The organism is Paenibacillus bovis (assembly GCF_001421015.2).
Lineage (GTDB): Bacteria > Bacillota > Bacilli > Paenibacillales > Paenibacillaceae > Saccharibacillus > Saccharibacillus bovis.
The window spans coordinates 963,979-990,416 of record NZ_CP013023.1 but is presented as its reverse complement, the minus strand read 5'-3'; the positions used below and the strand labels follow the sequence as shown (position 1 = coordinate 990,416).

The 26,438-nt window shown below is 47.5% G+C and carries 23 protein-coding genes; 9 read left to right on the top strand and 14 right to left on the bottom strand.

Annotated elements, in window-relative coordinates; all coding sequences use genetic code 11:
- Nucleotides 1-122 precede the first annotated feature (122 nt).
- The 5 genes from aguB to AR543_RS04260 all read right to left on the bottom strand — a co-directional run bounded on the left by aguB (nt 123) and on the right by AR543_RS04260 (nt 4,167).
- The gene (gene aguB / locus AR543_RS04280) at nt 123-1,001 is read right to left on the bottom strand and encodes an N-carbamoylputrescine amidase (RefSeq protein WP_060532103.1); all 879 of its coding nucleotides are present in this window, start codon (nt 999-1,001) and stop codon (nt 123-125) included.
- A gap of 146 nt (nt 1,002-1,147) precedes the next feature.
- A complete protein-coding gene (locus AR543_RS04275; protein WP_060532101.1) occupies nt 1,148-2,176 on the bottom strand; it encodes an agmatine deiminase family protein in 1,029 nt (342 codons plus the stop codon).
- Nucleotides 2,177-2,444: 268 nt separating this feature from the next.
- Nucleotides 2,445-2,669: a cold-shock protein gene (locus tag AR543_RS04270; RefSeq protein ID WP_017813975.1), complete on the bottom strand. Its 225-nt coding sequence runs from the start codon at nt 2,667-2,669 to the stop codon at nt 2,445-2,447.
- A gap of 190 nt (nt 2,670-2,859) precedes the next feature.
- Nucleotides 2,860-3,060 (bottom strand): cold-shock protein, encoded by a 201-nt coding sequence (locus AR543_RS04265; protein WP_017813974.1) that lies wholly within the window; start codon nt 3,058-3,060, stop codon nt 2,860-2,862.
- Nucleotides 3,061-3,285: 225 nt separating this feature from the next.
- Nucleotides 3,286-4,167: an alpha/beta fold hydrolase gene (locus AR543_RS04260; RefSeq protein ID WP_060532099.1), complete on the bottom strand. Its 882-nt coding sequence runs from the start codon at nt 4,165-4,167 to the stop codon at nt 3,286-3,288.
- A gap of 349 nt (nt 4,168-4,516) precedes the next feature.
- On the opposite strand from AR543_RS04260, the gene AR543_RS04255 reads away from it, so the two are divergent.
- Nucleotides 4,517-5,632, top strand: a complete 1,116-nt coding sequence (locus AR543_RS04255) for a GGDEF domain-containing protein (protein WP_060532097.1) — start codon at nt 4,517-4,519, stop codon at nt 5,630-5,632.
- A 291-nt stretch (nt 5,633-5,923) separates the two neighbouring features.
- On the opposite strand, the gene AR543_RS04250 is transcribed toward AR543_RS04255, so the two are convergent.
- The 3 genes from AR543_RS04250 to AR543_RS04240 all read right to left on the bottom strand — a co-directional run bounded on the left by AR543_RS04250 (nt 5,924) and on the right by AR543_RS04240 (nt 11,348).
- Nucleotides 5,924-6,904 (bottom strand): aldo/keto reductase, encoded by a 981-nt coding sequence (locus tag AR543_RS04250; RefSeq protein ID WP_060532095.1) that lies wholly within the window; start codon nt 6,902-6,904, stop codon nt 5,924-5,926.
- A gap of 342 nt (nt 6,905-7,246) precedes the next feature.
- Nucleotides 7,247-10,015, bottom strand: a complete 2,769-nt coding sequence (locus AR543_RS04245) for a copper amine oxidase N-terminal domain-containing protein (RefSeq protein WP_064505554.1) — start codon at nt 10,013-10,015, stop codon at nt 7,247-7,249.
- 379 nt (nt 10,016-10,394) lie between these two features.
- Nucleotides 10,395-11,348 carry a CorA family divalent cation transporter gene (locus AR543_RS04240; RefSeq protein WP_060532092.1) on the bottom strand — a complete coding sequence of 318 codons (954 nt, stop codon included), beginning with the start codon at nt 11,346-11,348 and terminating at the stop codon, nt 10,395-10,397.
- Nucleotides 11,349-11,587: 239 nt separating this feature from the next.
- Between AR543_RS04240 and AR543_RS04235 the strand changes: the two genes are divergently transcribed.
- Complete coding sequence (locus AR543_RS04235; protein ID WP_082472112.1) at nt 11,588-13,324, top strand: glycoside hydrolase family 13 protein; 1,737 nt, start codon at nt 11,588-11,590, stop codon at nt 13,322-13,324.
- A gap of 298 nt (nt 13,325-13,622) precedes the next feature.
- Here the strand turns inward: AR543_RS04235 and AR543_RS04230 are convergent, their stop codons facing one another.
- Nucleotides 13,623-14,870, bottom strand: a complete 1,248-nt coding sequence (locus AR543_RS04230) for a DUF445 domain-containing protein (RefSeq protein ID WP_060532090.1) — start codon at nt 14,868-14,870, stop codon at nt 13,623-13,625.
- A 366-nt stretch (nt 14,871-15,236) separates the two neighbouring features.
- On the opposite strand from AR543_RS04230, the gene AR543_RS04225 reads away from it, so the two are divergent.
- The 3 genes from AR543_RS04225 (at nt 15,237) to AR543_RS04215 (ending at nt 16,851) form a co-directional block, all read left to right on the top strand.
- Nucleotides 15,237-15,746 carry an antibiotic biosynthesis monooxygenase family protein gene (locus AR543_RS04225; RefSeq protein WP_082472111.1) on the top strand — a complete coding sequence of 170 codons (510 nt, stop codon included), beginning with the start codon at nt 15,237-15,239 and terminating at the stop codon, nt 15,744-15,746.
- 288 nt (nt 15,747-16,034) lie between these two features.
- Nucleotides 16,035-16,382 carry a TM2 domain-containing protein gene (locus tag AR543_RS04220; RefSeq protein WP_060536628.1) on the top strand — a complete coding sequence of 116 codons (348 nt, stop codon included), beginning with the start codon at nt 16,035-16,037 and terminating at the stop codon, nt 16,380-16,382.
- 7 nt (nt 16,383-16,389) lie between these two features.
- Nucleotides 16,390-16,851 (top strand): TM2 domain-containing protein, encoded by a 462-nt coding sequence (locus tag AR543_RS04215; RefSeq protein ID WP_227871831.1) that lies wholly within the window; start codon nt 16,390-16,392, stop codon nt 16,849-16,851.
- A gap of 132 nt (nt 16,852-16,983) precedes the next feature.
- Here AR543_RS04215 and AR543_RS04210 read toward each other — a convergent pair whose 3' ends face one another.
- The 3 genes from AR543_RS04210 to AR543_RS04200 are packed head-to-tail and all read right to left on the bottom strand — an operon-like array spanning nt 16,984 to nt 21,471.
- Nucleotides 16,984-18,840 (bottom strand): ABC transporter ATP-binding protein, encoded by a 1,857-nt coding sequence (locus AR543_RS04210; protein ID WP_060532085.1) that lies wholly within the window; start codon nt 18,838-18,840, stop codon nt 16,984-16,986.
- Nucleotides 18,821-20,734: an ABC transporter ATP-binding protein gene (locus AR543_RS04205; RefSeq protein ID WP_060532083.1), complete on the bottom strand. Its 1,914-nt coding sequence runs from the start codon at nt 20,732-20,734 to the stop codon at nt 18,821-18,823. Before AR543_RS04205 ends, AR543_RS04210 begins: the two co-directional genes overlap by 20 nt.
- 35 nt (nt 20,735-20,769) lie before the next feature.
- Nucleotides 20,770-21,471: an FHA domain-containing protein gene (locus AR543_RS04200; protein ID WP_060532081.1), complete on the bottom strand. Its 702-nt coding sequence runs from the start codon at nt 21,469-21,471 to the stop codon at nt 20,770-20,772.
- 227 nt (nt 21,472-21,698) lie between these two features.
- Between AR543_RS04200 and AR543_RS04195 the strand changes: the two genes are divergently transcribed.
- Nucleotides 21,699-21,911 carry a hypothetical protein gene (locus AR543_RS04195; protein WP_060532079.1) on the top strand — a complete coding sequence of 71 codons (213 nt, stop codon included), beginning with the start codon at nt 21,699-21,701 and terminating at the stop codon, nt 21,909-21,911.
- Nucleotides 21,912-22,106: 195 nt separating this feature from the next.
- Here the strand turns inward: AR543_RS04195 and AR543_RS04190 are convergent, their stop codons facing one another.
- Nucleotides 22,107-22,352 carry a DUF6953 family protein gene (locus AR543_RS04190; RefSeq protein ID WP_060532077.1) on the bottom strand — a complete coding sequence of 82 codons (246 nt, stop codon included), beginning with the start codon at nt 22,350-22,352 and terminating at the stop codon, nt 22,107-22,109.
- Nucleotides 22,353-22,467: 115 nt separating this feature from the next.
- On the opposite strand from AR543_RS04190, the gene AR543_RS04185 reads away from it, so the two are divergent.
- A complete protein-coding gene (locus AR543_RS04185; RefSeq protein WP_060532075.1) occupies nt 22,468-22,914 on the top strand; it encodes a DUF6376 family protein in 447 nt (148 codons plus the stop codon).
- A gap of 153 nt (nt 22,915-23,067) precedes the next feature.
- Nucleotides 23,068-23,610 carry a GNAT family N-acetyltransferase gene (locus AR543_RS04180; protein WP_060532073.1) on the top strand — a complete coding sequence of 181 codons (543 nt, stop codon included), beginning with the start codon at nt 23,068-23,070 and terminating at the stop codon, nt 23,608-23,610.
- A 234-nt stretch (nt 23,611-23,844) separates the two neighbouring features.
- On the opposite strand, the gene AR543_RS04175 is transcribed toward AR543_RS04180, so the two are convergent.
- Nucleotides 23,845-24,180 carry a DUF4870 domain-containing protein gene (locus AR543_RS04175; RefSeq protein WP_060532071.1) on the bottom strand — a complete coding sequence of 112 codons (336 nt, stop codon included), beginning with the start codon at nt 24,178-24,180 and terminating at the stop codon, nt 23,845-23,847.
- Nucleotides 24,181-24,668: 488 nt separating this feature from the next.
- Between AR543_RS04175 and AR543_RS04170 the strand changes: the two genes are divergently transcribed.
- Nucleotides 24,669-26,408, top strand: a complete 1,740-nt coding sequence (locus AR543_RS04170) for a helix-turn-helix transcriptional regulator (protein ID WP_060536627.1) — start codon at nt 24,669-24,671, stop codon at nt 26,406-26,408.
- Nucleotides 26,409-26,438 lie beyond the last annotated feature (30 nt).

The following is a 26,438-nucleotide window of genomic DNA, read 5'->3' as shown; positions in this document are numbered from 1 at the left end:
GCTACTTTGTGTTTTGTATATCTGCTATGGCTATATCATCCGTTGTTGCAAATAACACCCGGATACACCGGAATGATCAAGAAGGCAACGATCCTTCCTGTCCCGGCAATCGTCATATCGGATTACTTGATTCTGCGTTCACCGTCATACGTAGCAATCATCTGGTACAGATCCGGACGACGGTCGCGGAAAATCCCCCACTCCAGACGCTGGGTCTCCAGCAGATCCAGATCAAATTCAGCTACCAGCACACCTTCACTGCTGCGATCCGCTTCCTGGACTTTGTTACCCTGTGGGCCAGCGATAAAGGAAGAACCGTAGAAATTGATCGAAGAGTCTTCGTCTTCTTCTTTGCCGATACGATTGGAGGCGATAACCGGAATCAGGTTGGCGCCTGCATGGCCGAGCATACATGCCTGCCAGTGATCCTTGGAATCAATCGACGTATCCTGCGGCTCCGAGCCGATCGCTGTCGGGTAGAACAGCAGCTCTGCCCCCATCAGTGCCATGCAGCGTGCCGCTTCCGGATACCATTGATCCCAGCAGATACCTACGCCGATTTTGGCATATTTGGTATCCCATACCTGGAAACCGGTATCTCCCGGGTTAAAGTAAAACTTCTCCTCATAGCCCGGACCATCCGGGATATGACTTTTGCGGTAGCGACCCAGAATCTCGCCGTCTGCATCGATCACAGCCAGGGAGTTATAACGCGCATAGTTTTTCTTTTCATAAAAACTGATTGGCAGCACAACATCCAGTTCTTTGGCTACTGCGCGGAAATGATTGATCGCTTTGTTGTGCTCCAGTTCGGTAGCATACTGGTAATACTCTGCTTTTTCCTTTTGGCAGAAGTACGGCGTCTCAAACAGCTCCTGCAGCAAAATAATCTGCGCACCCTGTGCTGCTGCTTCGCGTACGAGGCGGTCTGCTTTGCGGATGTTCTCGTCGATATCCCAGGAACAGCCCATTTGTGTAGCTGCTACTTTTACATTTCTCATGATATGGGGTTCATCCTTTCCGGAATGGATTTGCGTTCGTAACCTGCTGTCTTTGGTATAACCTTACCGCTGACTGCTATTTATACAGCTATTGCTTCTATATATACCGTTACATTTGTCTATAATTAGTAAATATCTGCCGGCGCTTACTTGCCTGCAGGAATCTGCTGGGTGGTACAGTGCACGTTACCGCCTTCGCGGATAACTGCCATTCCGTCAATCGTGCGAATCTTGCGATCCGGGAAAGTCTGCTGCAGTACTTCGATCGCATTACGGTCTGCTTGTTCAGCGGTACCACCGAATACCGGCAGAATAATACCGCCATTTACAAAGTAGAAATTCAAATAGCTCAGTGTCAGACGCTGCTCGCCATACATGACCAGCGGTGGCTGTTCGATCTGGATCACTTCCAGCTTGCGTCCACGTGCGTCGGTCGCATCGGCGAGAATACGCAGATTCTCCTGGGTAATCTCATAATTATCATCGGCAGGATCATTGCACACTTGAAGAATGACTTTACCCGGCGCAGCAAAACAAGCGACATTGTCAACATGACCATCGGTCTCGTCACCAGCCAGACCACGATTCAGCCAGATAATCTGCTCTACATTGGTGAAATCCTTAACATGCTGTTCGATCTGTTCACGGGACAGCTGCGGATTGCGGTTGGTATTCAACAGACATTCTTCGGTCGTCAGCATGGTGCCTTCGCCATCCACATGGATCGATCCACCTTCGAGCACGAGCGGAGCATCAAATTGACGCAGGCCGAGATGCTTCAGTACAGCCGGTGCGACAGCATCATCCAGATCCCATGGCTCGTACTTCCCACCCCAGGCATTAAATCCCCAGTTGATACCGGCACGTTCACCAGCTTCATTCACAACAATGGTCGGTCCGTTATCACGCAGCCATGCATCGTTGTGCTCCAGTGGCAGGAAATCTACGGTTTGTCCCTGGAACAAAGCTTGTACTTTCTCCAGATCATCCGGATTTACGACCAGTGTAACCGGCTCAAACTCGGCAATGGCACTAACCAGCTCCTGGTAGCCTTTGCATACATTTTCGTAATCATCCGGATACACCATGGAATCCTGTACCGGCCAGGATAACAGGGTACGTTCATGCGCTGTCCACTCGGCAGGCATCTTATATTGCAAATCAATTGGTTTCATTCGTATTCGTCACCTTATTCATATGGTATAGGTCATGCCTTGCGATCAAGAACTCATCATCTGTATCCGATCAAATGCCGTCGGATAGATCTCAAACAATTGGAACAAACTATATCATACAATACCTGTACACGTTGTAAAGTGATTTGCGTAAATTTTATGTAAAGGATTATACTTTCTGGACACAAACAAAAAACCACCCTACCGGAGCCTGTTCAGATGCTCTCAATAAAGTGGCACGTTCATATAATCCTATGTGCTTGGGCTATTATTTCTTTTTAGCAGCTTTACCCTTGCTGGAATATGCATAATCCAGAACAGGCAATTCTTTTTGGCCTCGGGTCATAGGTGACTTGCACTGTGAACAAACCGGCTCTTCTGCGAGTGCATAATCGTTACGCATCCAGCCGTTGCACTCCGAATCCGTGCATACCCAGATATCCGTCATTTCTGTAGGAATTTCTTGCAGTGGATTTTTCCGTGAATAGTACATGTAGTCCCCTCCCAGAGCGTGATCAATATTTCGCTAGTATTTGCGGCCATCTATTCAATGTACACGGGTTACTACCGATAAAGAATATAACAACAGTAAAAAATACCGTATCATCCAGCTCATGGAAATACATGGGCTTGCTTAATAAAAAAACACCCTTAACAAACGTTAAGGGCGTCTCTTAGCTGAATTACAGTTTTACAACGTTTTCAGCTTGTGGTCCACGGTTTCCTTCAACTACGTTGAATTCTACGCGTTGGCCTTCGTCCAAAGTTTTGAAGCCGTCACCTTGGATAGCGGAGAAGTGAACGAATACATCGTTGCCACCTTCAACCTCGATGAAACCAAAACCTTTTTCTGCGTTAAACCATTTTACTGTACCTGTTTGCATGTGGAATACCTCCAAAATTAAATTTACATGACCTTCTTTATTCAGAGGAAAATACATCCGATAAAATAGAAAAATCACATATTGTACAAGGTTATAAACCTTCAAAATAATAACCCTCTACAATATGTGAGTTCAGGTCACGATTTCGATATTCTTATTATAACCCATAACCTGAATAAAAACAATGACTATAAGGTAATTTTTGTAATTTTATTTTTTTTGTGTTTAATCGTACTTCAAATGCTGCAATATCAATGTATTGACGCGCTTTGGATCTTCATGGTGAAGCCAGTGTGTACAGTGGTCCAAATGGATCAATTCTCCGTTTTCGCATTTGCGGATACTCAGATCAGACATTTCTTTGCTGAGTGCCTGATCATTGGAACCCCAGATCATACGTGTCGGTACCGTGATCATAGCTGTATCGGAAATGTCCGGTCTTTTTTGCATCAGCGCACGATACCAGTTAAGCATCGCTGTATCGGCTCCCGGCTGAGACCAGGCTGCACGGTATAGATCCAGCTCCTCTTCGGAAAAGGCTCCTTCATTGGCAGACTGCTGCAGCATACCGGTCAGACGCTTCCAATCCTTGGCCGCCAGAATTTTCTCGGGCAGATCGGGAATCTGGAAAAAGAATACATAGGCACTCTTCATCATCTGTTTGGCATGGCTTTTCAAAAAGTCCATCATGACTGCCGGATGCGGCACATTCATAATCACCTGGCGACGGATCAGCTCCGGATAACGTTCCGACAGTCTCCACAGTACAATCGCTCCCCAGTCATGCCCTACCATATCTACCTGTGCATGTCCGGATGATTGGATCAGCCCGGCAATATCATCCACTAGTACATCCAGTGTATAGGAGTCGATCCCCTGCGGCTTGTCGCTCAGATTATATCCGCGCTGATCGGGAGCCCATACCCGGTATCCTTCGGCGACCAATGCTTCGATCTGATTCATCCAGCCGTGCCAGAACTCGGGGAATCCATGCAGTAAAATAACGAGTGGTCCATCCACCGGACCTGCCTGTGCAACGTGCAGGTTGATCCCGTTCGTAGCTACAGTATGATGTTCAATCTCCAGCGGTGTTGTATAAGTAGTCATGATCTGTGCCTCCTGTAGTGAATATTGGATGTTACGTGCATTAGGGAAGAATGGCTGCTTCTTTTTATCGACTTGTCTTTATTATATTTAACACTCCTGACCAAAGTGAAACCCGGTCTACTGGAATTGGACAGATGACCGATTTATCTTCTTCTATAATATAGAAGGTTGCAGAGAACCGGCGGAGCAGGTATTTACTTCTTTCGTTTCTTCATGATGCTGTTAACGAATATACTTTTTTATTTGAGCGTTGATTGGTAATGCTTGCCTTTTAATCTGCCTAATTAATGATCTATAATAATTAGGTTAATATGCAATCTACATTTGAATCAGGCAGTATGGTGATTTTATGAAATTTTTGGAGCTTCCCCATAATTATCCCGAACAGCTGGGCAATCAATCCAAATGGATCAGCAAGTTTATCCGTTCCTACTGGCTTGTCGTTTTTGTTCATACTATCGCCCAGTTAGGGTGTTTTTTATTTCTGTATTATCCAATAAGCAAATATGAGTTTTATATTCATACCCTGCTGGTTCCTGTCATTCTGATGAGCAGTATGATTATCTGGACACATTGGATTCACAGGCAGCAGCCGCACTTTATTTTCTATGCCATGTCTATTACCAGCACATTTATTACGTGGGTGATTATTTATCTCAACTATGATATCCGCATTATTCCTGCGCTCTGTCTGATGCCCATATTCTCTTCCGTCATTTTTTTTAGAAAACGACTGTTGTGGTTTTCTTCTATCCTGCAAATGGTGACGTTTGTAACTCTATATCTGAGTGACGCACACTTCCGTGAATTCCTATCCTCCTTTGACGCTGTCGCTACTCCCTCATTTATTCTGGCAGGTACGATTATTGCCCATATTATTCTGATAAGCGGTCGTGAACTGCTGGGTGATCTGCAGCAGACGATGCAGGCCAAGCAGGAACTGATCGTTCGTAATGCTATTATGAGCAAGCTCTCCAAGACAGACGGATTGACCAACTTGTACAATCAGATCTCTTTTCGCGATTATTATGATACAGCCTTTGATTATGCCAGCCAGGGGTCCGATCTGCATCTGGCTCTGCTGGATATCGATAATTTCAAGCAAATTAATGATACGTACGGCCACCGGGTCGGAGATATGGTGCTCGGCATTGTATCCCAGGTGATCCAGCAGTATATTTCTTCAAGCGATATCGCTGCCCGATATGGCGGTGAAGAATTCGCTCTGCTGATTCTGGACAAGAACTTTGATGAAGCGTATGAGCTGGTCGAGAATATACGCAGTCATCTATCCGGACTGCGCTGGAAAGAGCTGAACAACCAGACCGTAACGGTTAGTGTGGGGCTGCATAGCTGCGAACCGGGGCTGACCAAAGAAGAGCTATTTGAGCAAGTAGACAATTATCTGTATCAGGCCAAACGTTCCGGTAAAAATAAAATTATTACCGCGCGTCATATTGCCTGACAGCCTGCAGAATTGGAGTACAAACGGGTATGAAGAACACGTAGAGAACTACTATTAAAGAATGACAAACGAAGAATAACAAGCAAAAAATAATCAATAAAAAGCAACCAACAAAGAACAGCTAATAAAGAATGATCGACAAAAAATGATCAATAAAGAACTATCTCTTCTGTATAAATGGACGGAATAAATAACAAGCACGTTAAGCGCATAATTCGCTAACGTGCTTGTTTGAATTGAAATACAGGATGAATATTTATTTATAAAATATAAAAACACTCGAAACTATATTTATTGGAATCCTACAACCGGATGCGGTACATAAGGTTCTTCCAGCTGGCGAATCTCATCTGCAGTCAGCTGAACATCCAATGCGGCAACTGCATCCTCCAAATGATTCAGTTTGGTCGCACCTACGATTGGCGCGGTGATTGGTTCTTTTTGCAGTACCCAAGCCAGTGCGACCTGCGCCCGAGGAATACCACGCTGCTCTGCAATTTGCGCTACACGCTCTACCACCTGGCGATCGGCATCAGCAGTATTCGCATATAATCCCTGACCAAATGTATCGCTTTCGGAACGGGTCGTCTCTGCTTCCCAGTCACGGGTCAGTCTGCCGCGTGCCAGTGGACTCCATGGAATCACACCGATTCCTTCTGCTTTACAGAGCGGCAGCATCTCGCGTTCTTCTTCCCGGTATAATAAATTCACATAATTCTGCATCGATACAAAAGAAGCCCAGCCATTACGTTTGGAAATATCCAATGCCTTCATAAATTGCCAAGCATACATGGAAGAAGCACCAATATAGCGAGCCTTGCCGGCACGTACCACATCATGGAGCGCTTCGAGTGTTTCTTCAATCGGTGTATTCGGGTCCCAGCGGTGAATCTGATATAGATCCACATAGTCTGTTCCGAGACGCTTGAGACTGTTATCGATCTCCGTCATGATCACTTTGCGGGATAATCCGCCGCCATTAGGACCTGGACGCATTTTGCCATGTACCTTGGTGGCAATCACCACTTCATCGCGATTGGCAAAATCCCGAAGCGCACGGCCCACAATCTCTTCACTCGTACCATCCGAATACACATTCGCTGTATCAAAAAAGTTGATGCCTGCATCCAGCGCCTGCCGGATAAAAGGCCGACTCTCTTCTTCGTTCAGTGTCCACGGATGAGGTCCCCGATCCGGAATTCCGTAACTCATGCATCCCAGGCAGATCCGGGATACATCCAGTCCTGTATGTCCAAGCTTCACATAATCCATTGCACTGCCTCTTTCCGCCATCTTCGGCATAAGATAGGATAGTTCTCTTTCATCTTACCCCTTTTACCCGGATATCCGTCAAATTCGTATACAGCGAGCTGTGTTGTGGGTTCTTTTATAGCAGTCAGTAGAATACAGTAGATTCATCATAGCAGTCCCGGAGCAGCAGATTCATCACAACAGCCCAGGACAAGAGACTCCTCCTAGTAACCTGGGAGCAGCAGACCTGAAGCTGCACATTCAAAAAGCCCTCTCCGATTGTCGAACCGGAAAGGGCTTTAGAAATAGGCAGAATACTATCGCGCCAAGCTTTTACAATACTATTGCCGTACTTTTATCGAATTACTGGATATTCATCTGTGCTTCGCGGGAAGCGACAGACAATGCATTGACAGTCGCATCCCGTCCATTGGCTACAGACAGAACAAATGCCTTGTATGCTACACCTGGACGAATCGATGCACCATTTACATCTACGTTGGAGGTGCTGAATGCCCATTCGCTATATGTGGAGCCGGTCACCGTCTGGTAACGGGAACTATTCACACGGTTGGCATCGGCCAGTGTAAAGCTGTCTGCACTTGCAGCAGGCACCAGCATTACCGCATAGGAGCCGATCGCCGAGCTGTCAGAAGGGCGGTTAAAGTTTACGCGGATAGCACCTGCATTATTATCGGCAGTGGCTGTAACATTGGTCGGCGCCGCAACTGTCTTGTTGGCGATCACAAAATCATTGGAAGCGCCGGACAGTGCATTGACCGAACGTACAGAACCGTCGGCTACAGTGAGTACAAACACACGGTAGCTTACATTTTTATCAATCGCATTGCCATTGTAGTCCTTGGTACCTGCAGGCAGTGCCTGGGTGACTTTGGAAGCTGTTTTGGCGATACGTGTATAGTTGGCGGAAGATACGGAATTGGCTGTACTCAGATTGAAACCGCTACTCTGATCATTGCGCACTACAATAATACGGTATTCGGAAATGCCGGTATCGTTGGCAGGCGTAAAGCTCACCGTCACATCGGACGGGTTACTGTTCGCACCGCTGTTGCTGATAGCCAATCCATTTACTACCGCAGCTGCCGTACTGCCTCCCAGTGTAATAGTACTGGAAGCGGAAGACAGCGAGTACGTATCGGAAGCATCTCCGGAGCCAACGCTCAGGACGAATACCCGATAAGCCACTCCATTTTTGACCAGATCGCCATCTACATCACGCGCTCCGGAAGACAGCACAATCACACGATTGGAGCCGTTTTTGCTAACCGAAGTGTAATTGGAGCTGGATACCTTTTGAGCCTTGGTCTGGGTAAAGTTGCTGGAGTCGCCGGATTTGACGACCAGGACGCGGTACTGGCTGACCAGATTCTCATCGCCGGATTTGTTAAAGGACACCTGCAGATCACGTCCGTCTCCATAATCGCTCACATCGCTGACGCTGACTCCGTTGGTGCTGCCTACGGTTTTGCTGTTTGACGTGAGTGTGATTGTGGAAGAAGCGGAAGACAAGGAATTGCTGTACGATCCTGTTCCTCTGGACATCACGAATACACGGTAGGAGACATCGTTTTTGATATTGTCGCCATTATTGTCCTTGAGGGAAGAAGACAGAGTGACTTCACGGTCGCTGCCTGTTTTGGATACATCCATGTAGCGGCTGGAATTCAGCGCACTCGCTTTTTCCAAATCAAAATCACCGGAATTGGTGCTGCGTACGACGAACACCCGATAGCCGCTGATTCGGGACTCATTGGCAATTTTATCAAAGGAGACCTGCAAATCGCGGGCATCTCCATTGTTGCCTACATCGGTTACTTTGGTAATGGATGGTGCATCGACAGCTTTGCCGAGTGTCAGCGAGTTGGAGGCTGCAGACAATCCAAGCGTGTCCCCGCCGCTGTTGACTGCTGTTACAAATACGGTATAAGAGACACCTTCTGTCAATACTTTGCCACTTGTATCACGTGTGGAAGACTTCAGGCGTACGGTATGGTTGGAACCGTCCTTGGTTACGCTGGTATAGTTATCGCTGTTTACTTTGCCTGCTTCCGATGTGCTAAAGCTGCTGGCATTATTGGAAGGAACAACAAAGATACGGTAGGAAGATACCTTGCTCTCGTCAGATACCTTGTTGAATGATACGGATAGATCGCGTCCGTCTCCATTGTCTGCTACATCGCTTGCTTTTACTTCGCCCGGTGTAGCGGAGGCAGATACGGTACTGCCCAGATTGATAACCGTCTGCGCCATCGTCAGTGTGCTGGTATAGCCAGGATTGCCGACAGCCAGTACATACACACGGTAGCTGACATTTTTCTGGATCAGGGCGCCATCTGTATCTCTTGATTGTGGCAAAAGGGTAATCGTATAGTTGCTGCTGCCTTTGGGTACGACCTGATAGTTGGCTGCCGGCACGTTTTGCGCGGATGCCAGATTAAATGTGTTCATATTGCTGGATTTGACGACCAGAATGCGATACTGGCTAACAGCCGATGCACTTGCAGATCCCGGGAAAGCAACCTGCAGATCACTGCCATTCCCCTGCTGGCCGATCACACTGGCATTGACATAGGACACCGGTGATACGGCGCCTGTCGATGGTGTAGTCGTAACCGGAGGAATTGTTGCTGCTTTGCTGGTTGTAATACTTACGGTCTGTGTCGCTTTGTTCCAGCCGACTTTACTGCCCATTGCTTCGGTCACAAAGCGCAGTGGCACCATCACTCTGCCTTTGATGACCTTGGCCGGAACATCCATAGCAGTCAACTTGTCGTTGATAGTCGCACGGGTAGAGCCAACCGGCAGTACGACGGTCGTTGTGCCTTTGACGGCTGTAACGGTCTTGTTGCTTTGTTTCCACAGAACTTTGGCGTCGAGTGCTTCAAAAACGCCACGCAGCGGAACCATTGTGCGCGATCCTGACATGACGGGTGCCTGATCGGTGACCAGTGGTACGCCATTCACGGTAATCTGGATCGGTTTTGCTGCTTCTGCAGATGGTGTATGTAACCCTCCACTGACTACTAGTGTTGCTGCCAACAACGCTGAACTGATTTGCTTTTTCACTTTGTCATCCCCTTGTCCCCTGATTAACTGTACTTGTTCCATTATCCCTGTCTATTAGACAGCCCCTGTGCGGATAAAGTTACACCCGTTTATCTTCTTTTATAGGTACGGGCAACCGTTTTTGTTTGCGTCCTGATGTCGTCTAACTTGAAATTCCCAACATTGTATCGCCTAGATTATGGAAATTATTCCTTTTAGTCTATTCCAGACTCTATGTACGTTACCATCTAACAAATAACCGAACAACTCGATAATTGTTACAAATGGCAACAATTTATTCATTATCGGAACAAGCAATGCATTTGTTTACAGATCGTGTCTAATCTGGAAAATGGGCATGCCAACAGGACGCTTTGGCAAAAAGCGTCTCAGACAGCAGTATATGCGCAACCTGGGCTGTGATAGCAGGCAGGAGCGTAAGCTATTTACGCAGATCCTTGTTTTTGTCACGGCTCATATCCATATTGAGAATATCGCCGGTCAGGCCGGTACTGCGCAGCCATAGATACGTCACCAGCGTTAGTCCGAAGATCAGACCCAATGCTCCTGCATAACCCCATTTCCATTCCAGCTCGGGCATATTTTTGAAATTCATTCCCCAGATCGCGCCCAGGGCTGTCATCGGAGTCAGCAGTACCGTGAATACGGTCAGCGTCTTCATAATCGTATTGGAGCGATAATTGGCTATATTATCATCCACTTTGAGCAGGGAATCGATCTCGTGTTCATAATTCTGCTGCAGCATGCGGATACGTTTGAGATAAATGCTCAGAATCCGGTATGTCTCCGAATGATCGATAATCTCGGGGAATGTCTCTTCCACTCCGTATTCAATCTCGCGAAGAGCCACCGTATGCAGATTCCAGCGCGTCAGCTGATTGCGCAGATCAATAATCTCACGCAGCAGGCGGCTGCCGTTACTTTTCCTCATGCGTTCTTCAATATCGGTTAGATCCACCTCGATCTCGTCCATACGTGCAAACAAAGTCCTGATAAACGAATTCATAATAAATAGGAATCCTTCTACCGGTCTGGACAGACTGCTGATATGCCGGTCCCAATCCTGAGGCTCAACCTGATGCACCAGCCAGCTCATATCGCCTACTGTTACCAGCTTGTCGCCGGAAATATAGTAATGGAGCAGCCAGCTGTCATGAGGCTCATCGGTCAGCTTGGCGGTTAATGTACCACTCATCGTATGGGTTCCTTCCAGATGAGAATTTGTTGAAATATGATTATGACGGCACATCAAGCTCTCTGATGCCCATTTCTGAATACGTTCGTCAAAATCCGGGTGCTCAATCAAATGGGTGCTATCCTGCTGACGGAACCACGTCCAGCCTTGCTCCGATTGAATGACCTCAGCTTGTATCATGCTATCCTCCCCCTTCCTGCAACTTCCTTATTCTATTACCCTGAACAGACAGCAAGTGATTGATCTTCGTCATGTCTCTTTTGTGCTTATCTTTTCATAGTAGCCGGATTTCTGTAAGCTGTATGCGGGTATGTATATAGATGTTAGTTTACAATTTGATATTGTGCAATTGAGATAAAGTCTTCCCAAAATACATCAAAACATAGAATTTACTTTTACGCTGGAATAGGAGAAGCGACATGAAAAAAATTATGAAACCGGAATTCTGGAAAGAAAGCGTTATTTACGAAATTTATCCCCGCAGCTTCCAAGATAGTAATAATGACGGAATCGGCGATATTCCAGGCATTATTTCCCGTCTGGATTACCTCCAGGATCTGGGCGTAGATATTCTCTGGCTTACGCCTGTCTATCCAACCAGTAACGCCGATTATGGATATGATATTACCAATTATTACGATATCAATCCCGAGTATGGCACGCTGGAAGAATGGAAACAGCTGCTGCATGAAATCCACCAGCGCGATATGAGACTAATTATGGATCTGGTCATCAATCATACCTCGGACGAACATCCATGGTTCCAGGAATCCCGTTCTTCCAAAGACAATCCATACCGGGACTATTACTTCTGGCGCGACCCTGCACCGGATGGAGGTCCGCCCAATAACTGGACATCGTTCCTCGGAGACTCCATGTGGCAGCTGGACGAGCAGACCGGACAATATTATCTGCATTCCTATGGAACCAAGCAGCCGGATCTGAACTGGGATAACCCTAACGTACGCAAGGATATGCACAAAGCGATGCGCTATTGGCTGGATCTGGGCATTGATGGATACCGGATTGATGCGGTCAATTCCATCTCCAAAGATACCCGTTTCCCCGATGCCAAAGATACGGGCAATATGCAGGCCAATTCCTCGGAATTCTACAAAAACGGTCCTCATATTCACGAATATCTGCATGAAATGTATAAGGAAGTCTTCTCGCACTATGATATTTTCACAACCGGCGAAGCTTCGGATGTCACGCTGGATGACGTCAAAGCCTACAGCAACCCTGCGCGGGAAGAACTGAATATTATCCTGATGATCGAAGCTTCCAAAATATGCGATGATCCGCAGGATATGTGGAAAAGCAAACCATGGGAGCTACACGAGCTCAAGGAAATTATCGCCAAATGGCAAAAAGACCTGTATGGCGAAGGATGGATGGGCATCTATCTGAGCAATCATGATCATCCGCGCCTGGTCTCGTATCTGGGTGACGAAGGCGAGTACCGGGAAGAATCTGCGAAAATGCTAGGGATTTTCCTGCTAACATTGCGTGGTACACCGCATATTTATCAGGGAGACGAGATTGGCATGACCAATGCTACACATCTGCATACCATCGATGATGTTACCGAGCAGCAAGCCCAGGTATATTACAAAAAAATGGTGGAACAGTACGATGAAGATCCCGAAGTCATCATGAAGCGTATCCGCAGCAAAGCAAGGGATAATGCACGTACCCCGATGCAGTGGGATGACAGTGAACATGCTGGCTTCTCCCAGGATCAGCCATGGATTCCGGTTAATCCGAATGCAGCCGAGATCAATGTACAGTCCAATCAGGATAACCCCGATTCCATTTTGCACCTGTATCGCAAGCTGATCCATATTCGCAAGGAAAGCTCGGCTCTTATGTACGGCAAATACGAATGCATTATTTCGGAGCACAAGCAGATTTTTGCTTATACCCGTGAATGGGATGATGAACACTGGATGGTTATCCTGAACTTCTCGCGTTCGGAAGCGGAATTGCAGCTGGATCAGCATCTGGCCGATCGACTGAAAAATGCCGAGCTGATTATCGGTACTCAGGGTGCTCATTCCGAGCAGATTGCCGAGGATGCCAGAGAGCATCGCACCGTAACATTGCGGCCGTATGAATCCCTTGTTTTCCGCGGCCTGTCTATTCTGGACAGCTAGTTCGCGCTTACGTCGTATACGGATATTTTTTCTGTATTGTGCGTTGTGCGTTGTGCGTTGTGCGTTGTGCGTTGTGCGTTGTGCGTTGTGCGTTTAAGTCTATAGAAAAACAACTTCTTTTTGAATCATCAAAAAAGGCATTCCATTATGCAGCTGGAATGCCTTTTTATTGTGAATTGATGTATTTGGTATTATATCCGAAACAGGACTGATCTGCAGGATCGCAGATTTGCTCATCGCTGCTATCCGTCATACGGTATGCAGCATCCGAGCGTGTCCTACCAAATCCAACCTGCTGTTATGCTACCAGCAGCTGGATCACTGTCAGGATCAGACCGACGATAAATCCACAAATCGCGCCGTTGACCCGAATCCACTGCAGATCATTGCCGACTTTCTCTTCCAGCATATGCACCAGTGTATCGTTGTCCATCTGATCCAGATTTTCTTTGACCAGCTGACCGAGACGATAATGGTTGCGTCCGACTACACCGATAATTCCTTGCAGCAGGCGCTCTTCCCAGGCATTGATTTTCTCCTGGTCTTTGCTCAGGTCACGAATAATCGAGCGATACATAATGAACAGGTGACGTCCGCCGCTGTCGCGTTCGCGCTCCAGCATACCGACGATCATACCGCGCAATTCTTCCAGACGCTCCATCATAAAGATATTGGCTGCATCGCCTTCAAGCGTAGCCCGCGTCCAGTCCTTGATGCGGTCCCAGTTGTTCTCTTCATCCACGACCTGGAACAATTGTACCCGTACCTCACGCAAAATGGATTCGCGATATTCGCTATCCGCTTGCTGCAGATTGGACACGGTTGACAGCAGAATATTTTGCAAAATACCACCGAGGCTCTCCGCGTTCATCATACCGGCAAACGCCTGGAAAGCAAATCCTTTGAGACCGCCCAGATTGACATTTTCAAGCTGCTCGCTGGCAATCTCGCCCAGCTTGTCCCGGCTCGCCGGGCGAAGCGCCCATTCATGTACCTGGGTCAGGATATGATCCAGTGCCTTCTCATCATAACGCTCGTTCAGCGCATGCGTAAGTACCTTATTGCCTGCCGCATGCAGATCGGCTTTTTGGGCATAATCAGCCAATCCGGAAGCGATAAAGCGCGATACCGGCTCCAATGGAATACGGCTGATCGGCGGAATGACCAGATCAATCAGCTCGCGCCGGATCGTTTTTTTACCCAGCTGACGTGTAATCGCGGACACGGCGAACGGGAATAATTTGAAATGACGAAGCTTGGCTTCAATACTTTCTTTGTTTAACAGCTCATTCTCCATCGCCGAGATCAGCGAGCGGATAATTTTATCCCGGTTACGGGTTAACAGGGAGGTATGCGGAATAGGCAGACCCAGCGGATGACGGAACAATGCGGTAACCGCGAACCAATCCGCAATCCCCCCGACCAGTCCCGCTTCAAAGCCTCCCTGAATAATCTTGACCAGCAGGGTATCGGGCAAAAACAGCGTGATAATAAAACCCACCGCCATAACCGCCAGCGATATCCCTGCCAAATATCTGGAATTCATAGATTTCCTCCTCGTAACGCCTGAATCTGACAGCCAACCAGCATTTTTCATAGTATACCATACTACGGAATCCAACATATATTAAGCATATCAAGATACAGGTGAATCAATATCTTCTATTTCAGCTGTATTCTGATGAGCAATCCGGCCCAAAGCTGGTTAATGAAGTAACAGGCTGGCAGATATGATCCCAAGTTGCAGTCTTTCTGTTCATGCTACATGATAGATAGACAGATATCTCTGCGCCAATAGCGTTACATAGATGTTTGGCAGCAAAGGATACGATGGAACAAACCGAATATGTATCCGCATCAGCTGATTGTCACAGGTTTTTACATGTCTTGATTCCTGAGGAGGATGTAGTATATGTACATTTATCTAAGCTCACGCAATATTCATGATCAATTTCCCGAGGCGGCCCATCTGCCGGATGCGGTAGAGATGCATCATAACGGGGAGACTCGCTATGTTATGGAGATCGACGAGATTTTGCCTGTTGATATTCCTTCCGAAAATACATTTCGCTACGAGACGCTCGATAGCAGCGGTGTAATTGGTGGCGGCTTTGCGGTACTCAACAATATCCCGGTTACTGCAGATGGTCGCTCTGCTTTTGAAGCCCGCTTTATGAATCGGGCACGTAAAGTGGAAGACGAACCCGGCTTTGTCGGTATTCGTGTGCTGCGTCCGCTGGATGATGATACGTATGTGATCCTGACGCTGTGGGATGCCGAGGAGAACTTCACTGCCTGGCAGGAATCTCAAGCCTACAGCCATGCCCACCGCAAACGGAAAACCGAAGAAGGGATTGATGTGCAGCAGCCTTCTATTTTCCCGCGTCCTTCCTTTGTGAAAACGTATGTGATCGAAAATTAATCTGCGGCTGATCCACAAACAGATGATGCTTTATCACTCTATAATTAAAGACCCAAACCCGGATAACGACTCACCGGATTTGGGTCTTTTTTGATTGGTATCTTTATCCCTGTTGCTGTTCATATATAGCATGGCTGCATGGAAATAATGTAAATTTTTGCGGAATTCCTGTAACCCCAGCCGCTTAAAGCCGTAGAAGAAGGTAGATAATATTCCATATTGTTGTTAAAATGGCATTGTTATTGGAATACGTTATTACATTTAGAAATCGAGGGGTTATGTATGGGAATGAGTTACAACATGCAGCGCAAAAGTCAGTTGGACGCACGCGAACTGATGCTGTTGGAATCGGAAGTCAAAACGTATGGTAAAAACATGGTTGTCGCTTATGTACTATGGTACTTCCTGGGCATTTTTGGAGGACATCGTTTTTACATGGGTAAGATCGGAACAGCGGTAACACAATTAATCCTTTCACTGACGGGTGTAGGTATGATCGTTACAGGCGTATGGTGGGTTGTGGATGCCTTCCTGCTGCATACTTGGGTAAAAGAACGTAATGCTTATGTAGAAAGCAGTATTATCGATCAGATTCTCATTCAAAAGCCAATCACGCCGCCAAGCTACAATTACTGATTCCATTATGTTAACCAGATACGAATTATCTCCACAAGAACTGATGCTACTCAACTCGGAATTACGGCCCAGAGAGAAATCTCTGGCACTATCCTACCTGATGCTAATTGGCGGACATCTGGGGGTTCACCGTTTTTATCTGAGACGTACAGTCAGTGCAATTATTCAGCTTGTATTGTTTTTACTGGCTATGGCTGCTTATTTTGGATTTGCTTTTGCCGCAGAATTTAATGAAGGATTACGCTTGCCATTCCTTATTCTGATGCTGGTAACCGGCTTTCCTTTATTTGTCTGGATTGTGATTGATCTATTCATGATTCCGCGTATGGTACGCGATTTAAATCAGCAAGCAGAACATGAGGTACTCCAGCAGATCGAGTGGCTGAGACAGAATCCTCCACCAGCACGTGAAAGTATGGCTTCTCCTACAGCGGCTCCACAGCCAGGATACCAGCCACCACAGCTCTAAAAAGATTTGCTACGATAGCAGTATAATCTGACATGTAAACACATAGAACATACCAAAAAACGCTCTGTCATCGACAGGGCGTTTTTTTATGAGCAATTATGTTCAATAACAGGTTAGTATCTGACGATTGCCTCAGGAAGATACTTTCAGCTGACTATGGAACAGATCGCTATAGAATCCACCCTGCTCCAGCAGCTGATCATGAGAACCTTTTTCCATAATCTGTCCGTCGCGCAGAACGAGGATCTGATCCGCTGACCGAATAGTATTCAGCCGGTGGGCAATCACAAAGCTGGTACGTCCCTGCATCAGCCGCTGCAGTCCTTCCTGAATACGGATCTCGGTTACTGTATCGATACTGCTGGTCGCTTCATCGAGCACCAGAATCGCCGGATTGGACAGCATTGCTCTCGCAATCGTAAGCAGCTGGCGCTGACCCTGACTGATCCCGCCGCCATCGCGCCCAAGATGATGCTGGTACCCATCCGGCAGACGACGGATAAAGCTGTCGGCATTCGCCATAATAGCGGCCTGCTCTACCTCGGTATCTGTAGCTTCCAGCCGTCCATAGCGGATATTATCCATGATTGTTCCCTCGAACAGAAACGAATCCTGTAGAACAAATGCCATATGTTCACGCAGACTGGCCCGGCGCATCTGCTTGATATCCTGTCCATCTATCGTAATCATGCCTTCATCTGCATCATAAAAGCGGGAGATCAGCTGAATCAGCGTAGTCTTGCCTGCACCGGTCGGTCCGACGAGTGCAATCATCTCTCCCGGCTCCGCCTTAAACGAGATATGCTGGAGGGTATCCCGGCCTTTTCCCGTATCGTAGCCAAAAGATACATCGCGGAATTCCACTTCTCCCCGAATCTGCTGGACTGCCGCAGCCTGCTGTTCATCAGCTTCCTCGACCTCTTCATCCATAATCTCGAATACCCGCTCGGCTCCTGCTATTGCCGACAGCAGCGTATTCCACTGGTTCGCCAGATCATTTAGCGGACGAGTAAACTGGCGGGCATATTCAACAAAAATGACAATTACCCCGACAGTAATCGCACCACGGATTGCCAGCAGTCCTCCTGCTCCGGCAATCAGGGCAAAGCTCAGATTATTGAGCCCGTTCATCAGCTTGGGAATAAACCCGGAGATCGTCTGGGCCCAGAATCCGGAGAAGCGTATCCGGTCATTGCGTTCACCGAATTCGCCAATCACCCGCTGCTCCTGGGCAAAAGCTTTAATAATCTTCTCTCCCGACATCGTCTCTTCGATATACCCGTTCAGCTCACCCAGATTACGCTGCCGTTCCCGGAACAGCGGACCGGTACGCCGGGTGATCCAGCGCATTCCCAGCGCCATGAGCGGCACGACGATAAAGGTCAGCAGCGTCAGCAGCGGACTGAGCCACAGCATAACACCGAGCGTACCAATAAGCGTCAGCACACTGGAGAAAATCTGGATCGCCGAGCTGTTCAGCGTCGAGCTGACGTTCTCGATATCATTAGTCACCCGACTCATCAGCTCCCCCTGCTGTCTCTGTCCAAAAAAGGGAATCGGCAGGCGATGCAAATGCGAGAACAGATCGGCACGCATCCGGTATACGGTCTCCTGGGCAATCTCGATCATCCAGACATTTTGCAGCCAGGAAGTGACCGAATTCAGAATATATACTGCACCCAATGCAGCGAGAAACCAGATCCAGCGTCTGCCGGCATCCTGTTCCAGAAAATCGTCAATTGCGATCCCCACCAGATACGGCCCCAGCAGTGTCAGTGCAGAGGTCAACAATACCATAAACAGGACAAGAAACAGCTTGAGGCGACGCTGGGACAGGTACTTCCAGATTCGTGCCAGTGTACCTTTCCAGTCTTTGGCCCGCCGCTTCTTGCCTGCGGTCTGCGGTCCCTGCGGGGTATCTCCCGGTTCTTCGGCTGCTACAGCCGGCGGTCTTGGTACACGAAAAGGATCAGTGAATGATTTCCACACGGCCAAGCTCCTCCTCTCCAAACTGGGATGCATAGATTTTCCGGTACAGCTCCGACTGCTGGAGCAACTCTTCATGATTGCCCTGCGCGATTAGCTGTCCATCGCCAAGCAGCAGTACTTTGTCCGCCCGGATCGTCGAACTGATCTTCTGGGTAATCAGAATGGTCGTACAGGACAGGGTGCCAAGGCTCTCAAGCAGCAGTGATTCGGTACGCACATCCAGTGCACTCGTGCTGTCATCCAGCAGCAGAATCTGCGGACGGCGCACCAGTGCTCGCGCGATAGACAGACGCTGCTTCTGTCCGCCGGACAGATTGACTCCGCGCTGACCGAGCAGGGTATCATAACCGTGGGGCAGCTGAGTAATCGTATCGTGAATCTGGGCCATACGAGCCGCTTCGGCGATTTCTTCCATCGTAGCATGCTCATTTCCCCAGGCGATATTGTCACGGATTGTACCGCTGAACAGCACAACTTCCTGGGGTACATAGCCGATCATTCCGCGCAACTGCTGTTCACTCATTTGCCGGATATCTTGTCCCTGCAAATAAATATGTCCACTGCTGACTTCGTATAATCGTAATAGCAGCTGTACCAGTGAAGATTTGCCCGATCCGGTAGCGCCCATAATCGCAGTCATTCGACCTTCGCGCGCCGCAAAGGAAATATCACTCAGAATTGGCGTCTTCACACCCGGGTATTGAAAGTACACATTCTCAAATGCAATACCAGGCTGTTCCTTGTTTAATAAGGAATCCGCTGCCCGTGATTTCGTTAATTCTCCATTTTCATGTACAAGGCTGCCGGATCGGATAGAGCTTGCAGCACTGGCTGTATCCTGACGCTGACCATTATCCCGTTTTGCTTTCTGATCGGCATGTATAGAATCAGGATCTGCGTTGCGATATGCCGATTGTACCGGTACATCCGCTACGAGACGGCTGCTCACTTCTTCCGAGGCACTCATTACTTCGTCCATCCGTTCAGCCGAAGCTCTAGCTCTGGAGAAGGAAGCTACGATCATCGAGAACGCCGATAATGCGCCCATCGTACGCATGGAGTAGTTGATAATAGCGACCACTTCACCGACTGAAGCGCTTCCACTCATAATGTCACGATGTCCAAACCACAGCACTGCAATAATACTGGCATTCATAATGAACAGGATAAACGGCATCGTCGTCTCGGTCAGACGCAGCGCAGCGACCGTATCGGTCATCAGCTCACCGCTGTGCTGTTCAAAACGCTTGCGCTCATGATGGCGACGTACAAATACACGAATCAGCCGCATCCCGGTCAGATTTTCCTGCATCACATTGTTGACTTTATCCAGACGACGCTGTACCAGCTGGAATCTCGCCGCAGCCCGCTTCATGACCGCGATAACGAATAATAACAGCACTGGAATACCTACGACCAGCAGCAGGCCCAGCTTTACATTGACGATCAGCGCCATAATACTGCTGCCTACTACCAATAGCGGCATCCGCAGCATAAAGCGCAGACCCATAAACAGCATATCCTGCAAAATGGTCACATCATTGGTCAACCTTGTAATTAGCGACGAAGAGGAAAAACGGCTGAACAGGGCATACGAGAAGGACTGTACTTTGGTATACAGCGCTTCCCGAAGATCATAGCCCAGCCCCTGGCTTGCATAGGAAGCATAGAACGAACTGAATATACCGGCGACAAAAGCAATAATTGTACCGCCGACCAGAATTCCGCCCCATAGCAACACTGTCGAAGCATCCTGACGGCTCACTCCATCATCAATAATTTTGGAGATGAGAAAGGGCTGCAGCAGTTCCAGCGCCAGCTCGATAAACATCATGAGCAGCGCCAGCACAGCGGCAACCCGGTACTTTTTGAGAAAGGCAAACATAAGCGACATGTGCATCCCCCTTGTGACAAATCTACCTTACAGCATCAGGACGGAGATACGATGTCGATCTCTTCATTCTGGGACTGTTTCTTCATATATACCCCTTTTTTGTACACTGACTTGATCGTAAAATGATTTCCCAGCTTTTTATTCGTACGGTAAATCAGTGAATTGACCTCATCTACGCCGACCAGCTCGGCATCTTCCACACAGCGCTCCGGCCAGACCTCGCGTACAATCTGTTCACGGGTTACAAAGTGGTCGAGGCAGTTATACAGCATTTTGAACAGCTGGTATTCCTTTTTGGACAGTGTAATACTGTCGCCGCCGACTTGAATATTTTGCAAATAATCGTTTAACCGCACTTCGTTTTCCAGCAGATCACTGATCCGGTATTCGCGGGTCTCTTCAAAATCTACACCCCGTTCCAGACGCAGGCCGACCAGTCCATTTACCAGAGTCAGCTGGTCATTCTCGCTCACCGGATATTTCTGATAAGGCTGCAGACGCTGCCCGTTCAGCTCGGTCCCGTTTTTGCTGCCCAGATCTTCGACGTATACGGTATTATGCTGGCGGGTAATCCGGCAGTGCTGCTTGGAGACCAGCTGATTATATAGCGGCAGATCGAGTTGGATCGTTCCGGTATGTCTGCCGATCATTATTTCTTTTTGACTTTCTACATAAACAAACGAACCATGGCCTTCCTGGCCGGCTGTGTCGACAATCAATTTAATCATGTCCGGCATGTTAATCTCTCACTTTCGGGAATTTTGCCAAAGCTGTAATCTGCGTGTTGCCGCAGGGGCAGTGACAATTTCATCAGATTCATTTCATTGTTTGCTTGCCGTGTGGCTTTTATAGTGTATAGCAGAGAGACTGCACCACAATTCATATCCTAACCATCGACCAACATTCTTTTCATTCATTATACTATACAATTTGTGGAATATATTTCAAAGTGGAGACTGTTACTATGAAACCAAGACAAATACTTATCTATGGACTGCTTTCTTTTCTAATTGCCAGCAGTATGGCACTGTATGTATATCTGGATCATCGAATCATGCCTCAAGGCAGTACAGATGGCGGAATACAACAGTTGCGCATTCAGAATCTGGATGATCTACAGCAGCTGATGCTCGACAAATCCGATCAATCACCCACATCTGAAGCTCATTCCCTTTAATAGTCGATCAATCCGCCAGTTGCTGGCAGTTACAGCACCCTGTTTTCTTTTGCAAATAGGATGTACATATCCTGATCCTGTCGATGACCATCGCAAAATTTGGTCTATTACAAAAAAGCGCCTGCTTTATGCAGACGCTTTTTACTGTACCTGACACCGGCACTTTTGTATTGCAGGAAAAGGGAGTATATCCTCTTAGGTCCATGCCCAGAAAAATCCGTCACGATCCCAGGCAACTCGTCCACCGTGAGATTTGCGGAATGCTTTTTTGATTTCCTTGTCCAGTGAAATATTGCCGCTCTCGCTGGTAAACAGATATTGTTCTCCATATTCGGCGCGGACATGAGCAATTACGTCCTCCTGTTTCAAAACGCCCTGCTCGCGAATCTGGTCAACCATCCACTGTGCAATTTGCTGTTCGGTTGTTACTGTAGGCTCCATACGGTCTTCCTTTCCATGCTTGTTTCTTGGCGGGATAGCAGCAGATGATTTTGTGAAACCATAGGCTCTCCCTAACAGTAGTATACTGTAACCATCCGAAAAGGAGTGCATCCTGATGAAAAAATATATTTTATCTCTCCTGCTATTGGCTGGATTGCTGTCCGGCTGCTCTGCAGTCGATCAGGTCAGCCAGTCCGTGAATTATGTAAGTGAAGTTACTACGTATATCAATAATACGTCCCAGCTGTCCCAGCAGCTGCCCGAGCTGGCGCAGCAGGCGATTACCGATCCTGATGCACGTCAGAGCCTGATCCAGGAATTGCAAAATGCGCAGTCCCAGATCAATCAGTTCCAGAATCTACAGGTTCCCGGCTTTGCCCAGGATCTGCACCAGCAGCTAGCCGGTTATACCGACACACTCGGTACGGAAGTGAATGGACTAATTGATCAGGCACAGGCAGGCAAGCTGACTCCCGAAGCACTGAACAATTCCCCTATTTTCCAGACGATCGACCAGATCACCGGTCTGATGAACCAGTTCCAGCAGCTTGGCAATAATTAATAGTATTTCACAAACTATCTGAGTTCAGCATACACTGTATACAGATCGTTACCAGATGATCAGGAACCTTGCCCATTAGCGAAATAAGGGTCCTGATCATTATTTTACATAATCCTATATGTGTTATACACCACAGGTTCAGGAGGTCCGACTATGGAACTGGCAACAACACGCTTATGGATCAGGGAATTGGTCATGGAAGACTGGCCGGCTGTACACCGATATGCTTCCGATCCTCGGGTGACTCTTCATACGATATGGGGACCCAATACAGAGAAGGATACGATGCAGTACGTACAGTCCATGCTGGATGCACAGCAGCAGGAACTCCGTACAGTCTATGAGATGGCCGTCATTCGTCAGGAAGACAACCAACTCATCGGCGGCTGCGGCCTGCATCTGTATGATCAGCAGCAGGCTGAGATTGGTTACTGTTATGATCCAGACAGCTGGGGCAAAGGCTATGCTTCGGAAGCCGCCGCAGCTATGCTCGAATACGGATTCAACCAGCTGAATCTGCACCGAATTTATGCCAGATGCCGACCGGATAATATCGGTTCTGCCAAAGTTATGCAAAAAATAGGCATGACCTACGAAGGTCATTTGCGTGAGCATATGTATTATAAGCAGCAGTGGCAGGATTCGTACCAGTACTCGATGTTGCAGACAGAATTCCGCGAGAACCCCCTTTTTTAAAAGGAATTTAAAACGGCAGAGTAATAGCGCTAGGCCAATATCCTATATACCTATTGCCGTATCAATTAAAGTATTTATTACTCTGCAGAAATAACAAAAGCTTCCCGATCCGCTAATGCGGAAAGAGAAGCTTTTTCTATTCGTTATCCTTATTCTAATGTAAGTAAGCTGAAGAGAAACAGATCACAGCCTGCTGCCAACTTTATAGCAGCCGTGTATACAATTATTCTTAGCTTACTTGATCAGCTGGATATTGCCGATAAACGGCAGCGGCTTGCGCTGGCCATTGGCTGCATTAATGATACCGATGATCATAAAGGCCAAAGTCGCCAGGAAAACGATAGGAGACAAGATCAATGAAATAAAGGGAATTACAGTCAACACAACCTGTGCGGCTACTACGATAATAAACAGCACCAATCCTTGATTGGCATGATACATGGCAAACGGTGAATTACGTGCGGCTAGAAGCGGTACAAAGAAAAGGATATAAGCCAGAATCGCCATTACCTTGTTACTTTGCACATCGTTTGGATCACCCTGCGGGTATGGATCTTGAAAATTTGACATGTGAATTACCTCTCTAATCGTTATATTTTCAGTTCATGATTAGCGGCAGAAAAGTAGACGTAAATTATGCTATTATGTAGGGTTGCCGTATCTTGAAATTCATCCAGAGTATACCATCAACAGACAGGTTTGGATAGATAGTATTATGCATATTCACTCGGAAGGAATACATGTATACTCTTGGCAGCTTGCTAGCATTAAAATGTCATATGACAATAGGCTACTGGTCAAACTGACATTACAAACAGTAGGATATGACTGTAACCTGCAAAGCATAGCGATCAATTGGATCCAAATGACATGTATCGCAGATGTCCTGTGGATCAGGATAGAATAGCTGGAAAAAGGGTGCATATACAAGTATATTCCGAATGATATTGCATTCTGTACTTGTTACATAATGTCATAGTGAAGATTTTTGGGAGTGGATAATAGTGGTGTACGGGATAAACAAATGGATTCAAAAGTGGTTTTGGTATGACTGGCTGATGCTGGGCATCCGTCTGATTTGCAGCATTTCCTTGCTGTTTGCTACGATCGATAAATATACTCAATTCATGCTGCCGTTCTGGCTTCTTGTGTTATGGCAGCTGATTGCTTTTACTGTTCCATGGGTGTGCTTGCAGCTCAATCACAAATACTATTTGCTTGGTGAGATCGTAATTTCAGGTGGATTATGTCTGTACCTGGCTTCCTTTTTTCCAGCCGCTTATCTGTCTTTCTTGTTGTATGCATTTTTGATAGCGGCCAATAGCAAGCAACAATCCTATTACTGGTCTGCTCCTCTTGTGATACTGCTTGTGCCTGTTATATTTACGCAGGTTACCGAACAGAGTGATTTTTGGGCGATTCTGCTGCAATTCGGACTAGCGTATACGTTCGGATTTTCTTTCCATTTATTAATGGTCAATCACCAGCAAAGCGAGATTATACGTGATCAAAATGCAGTATTGGAGCAATACCTGTCACAGGTGGAGCGCATTACACTGGCCGAAGAGCGGAGCCGGTTATCCAAAGAGCTGCATGATACGATCGGTCATGCCTACACTGCTCTGATTATGGGACTCGAAACCCTTCGTCCGGAGCTGGCAACGACTGCTGGAACCGAGCGGCTCGATTCCCTGCTTCTGCGGGCTCGCCAAAGTATGGATGAAGTCAGAAGCTATGTACACCAGATGCAATCTCCGCAGGAGGAATTGCCGCTAACCCAGTCTTTACAGGCGCTGGCACAGGAATTTCAGGAACATGCTGGTGTATCGGTTCGTTTTAAGGCATTTGGAGAAGAGCATATGATCACCAGACCAGCCAAAAGTACATTGTATCGTTGTCTACAGGAGTCATTAACAAATGCAGTACGCCATGGGCAAGCAACAGCCATCACCGTTTCTCTTCGTTATGAACTTCAGCAGACCAGACTCGAAATTCAGGATAATGGACACGGGACAGAGCAATTGCGCGATGGATTCGGCCTGCGTGCCATGAAAGAACGTGCAGCACATGTACAGGGCCAGATCGCCGTCTACAGCCAGCCTGGTGAGGGCACACTTGTGACCTGCACCATTTCCAGGCCAATAGACACCGGGGATGAGGTGATCCGTCTGCTGCTTGTAGATGACCAGCCTTTTATCCGCGATAGTCTGCGGATTATTCTGGAGCAGCAGCCTGATCTGCAGGTCGCCGGAGTTGCAGAGAATGGCGTGCAGGCTGTTGAGCAGTGCCGCCAGCTTCAACCCCAGTTGGTGCTTATGGATCTGGATATGCCCCACATGGACGGAATCTCTGCAACCAAGATCATCAAGCAGACATGGCCGCATATCCCTATTCTGATTCTTACTACATTTGAACATACCGAGCAGGCTTTGCATGCTCTGCAAAGTGGAGCAGATGGCTATTTGCTAAAATCGATACAGCCGGGAGAACTGGCTGATACGATCCGTACTGTTTATCGCGGTGGAACATTGATCGACCGGGGCATGTCACAAAAGCTATTTGCGCAGTTAAACGATTCACGGACAATACCTGCAACTGCAGCCTATGACCTGACGCCGCGAGAACTTGAGATTCTCCAGCTCGTCTCGGAAGGATTACGTTACAAAACGATTGCCTCCAAACTGTATTTGTCCGATGGAACGGTACGGAATTATGCTTCATCGGTCTACCTGAAGCTCGGTGTTCGCAACCGAGAAGAAGCTGTACAAAAATCCCGGGAGCTGGGGATTTTACGATGACCGGAATAGAGAGGCCAAGCGCAAGTGCAA

Excerpts from the sequence above, each read along its gene's own strand:
- AR543_RS04270 (WP_017813975.1), bottom strand. The coding sequence starts at position 2,669 with ATGTACTATTCACGGAAAAATCCACTGCAAGAAATTCCTACAGAAATG.
- AR543_RS04220 (WP_060536628.1), top strand. The coding sequence starts at position 16,035 with ATGAGTTACAACATGCAGCGCAAAAGTCAGTTGGACGCACGCGAACTG.
- AR543_RS04215 (WP_227871831.1), top strand. The coding sequence starts at position 16,390 with ATGTTAACCAGATACGAATTATCTCCACAAGAACTGATGCTACTCAAC.
- AR543_RS04260 (WP_060532099.1), bottom strand. The coding sequence starts at position 4,167 with ATGACTACTTATACAACACCGCTGGAGATTGAACATCATACTGTAGCT.
- AR543_RS04235 (WP_082472112.1), top strand. The coding sequence starts at position 11,588 with ATGAAAAAAATTATGAAACCGGAATTCTGGAAAGAAAGCGTTATTTAC.
- AR543_RS04205 (WP_060532083.1), bottom strand. The coding sequence starts at position 20,734 with ATGTCGCTTATGTTTGCCTTTCTCAAAAAGTACCGGGTTGCCGCTGTG.
- AR543_RS04185 (WP_060532075.1), top strand. The coding sequence starts at position 22,468 with ATGAAAAAATATATTTTATCTCTCCTGCTATTGGCTGGATTGCTGTCC.
- AR543_RS04200 (WP_060532081.1), bottom strand. The coding sequence starts at position 21,471 with ATGCCGGACATGATTAAATTGATTGTCGACACAGCCGGCCAGGAAGGC.
- aguB (WP_060532103.1), bottom strand. The coding sequence starts at position 1,001 with ATGAGAAATGTAAAAGTAGCAGCTACACAAATGGGCTGTTCCTGGGAT.
- AR543_RS04180 (WP_060532073.1), top strand. The coding sequence starts at position 23,068 with ATGGAACTGGCAACAACACGCTTATGGATCAGGGAATTGGTCATGGAA.
- AR543_RS04170 (WP_060536627.1), top strand. The coding sequence starts at position 24,669 with ATGCTGGGCATCCGTCTGATTTGCAGCATTTCCTTGCTGTTTGCTACG.
- AR543_RS04245 (WP_064505554.1), bottom strand. The coding sequence starts at position 10,015 with ATGGAACAAGTACAGTTAATCAGGGGACAAGGGGATGACAAAGTGAAA.
- AR543_RS04195 (WP_060532079.1), top strand. The coding sequence starts at position 21,699 with ATGAAACCAAGACAAATACTTATCTATGGACTGCTTTCTTTTCTAATT.
- AR543_RS04230 (WP_060532090.1), bottom strand. The coding sequence starts at position 14,870 with ATGAATTCCAGATATTTGGCAGGGATATCGCTGGCGGTTATGGCGGTG.
- AR543_RS04240 (WP_060532092.1), bottom strand. The coding sequence starts at position 11,348 with ATGATACAAGCTGAGGTCATTCAATCGGAGCAAGGCTGGACGTGGTTC.
- AR543_RS04190 (WP_060532077.1), bottom strand. The coding sequence starts at position 22,352 with ATGGAGCCTACAGTAACAACCGAACAGCAAATTGCACAGTGGATGGTT.
- AR543_RS04275 (WP_060532101.1), bottom strand. The coding sequence starts at position 2,176 with ATGAAACCAATTGATTTGCAATATAAGATGCCTGCCGAGTGGACAGCG.
- AR543_RS04225 (WP_082472111.1), top strand. The coding sequence starts at position 15,237 with ATGTACATTTATCTAAGCTCACGCAATATTCATGATCAATTTCCCGAG.
- AR543_RS04265 (WP_017813974.1), bottom strand. The coding sequence starts at position 3,060 with ATGCAAACAGGTACAGTAAAATGGTTTAACGCAGAAAAAGGTTTTGGT.
- AR543_RS04255 (WP_060532097.1), top strand. The coding sequence starts at position 4,517 with ATGAAATTTTTGGAGCTTCCCCATAATTATCCCGAACAGCTGGGCAAT.
- AR543_RS04175 (WP_060532071.1), bottom strand. The coding sequence starts at position 24,180 with ATGTCAAATTTTCAAGATCCATACCCGCAGGGTGATCCAAACGATGTG.
- AR543_RS04250 (WP_060532095.1), bottom strand. The coding sequence starts at position 6,904 with ATGGATTATGTGAAGCTTGGACATACAGGACTGGATGTATCCCGGATC.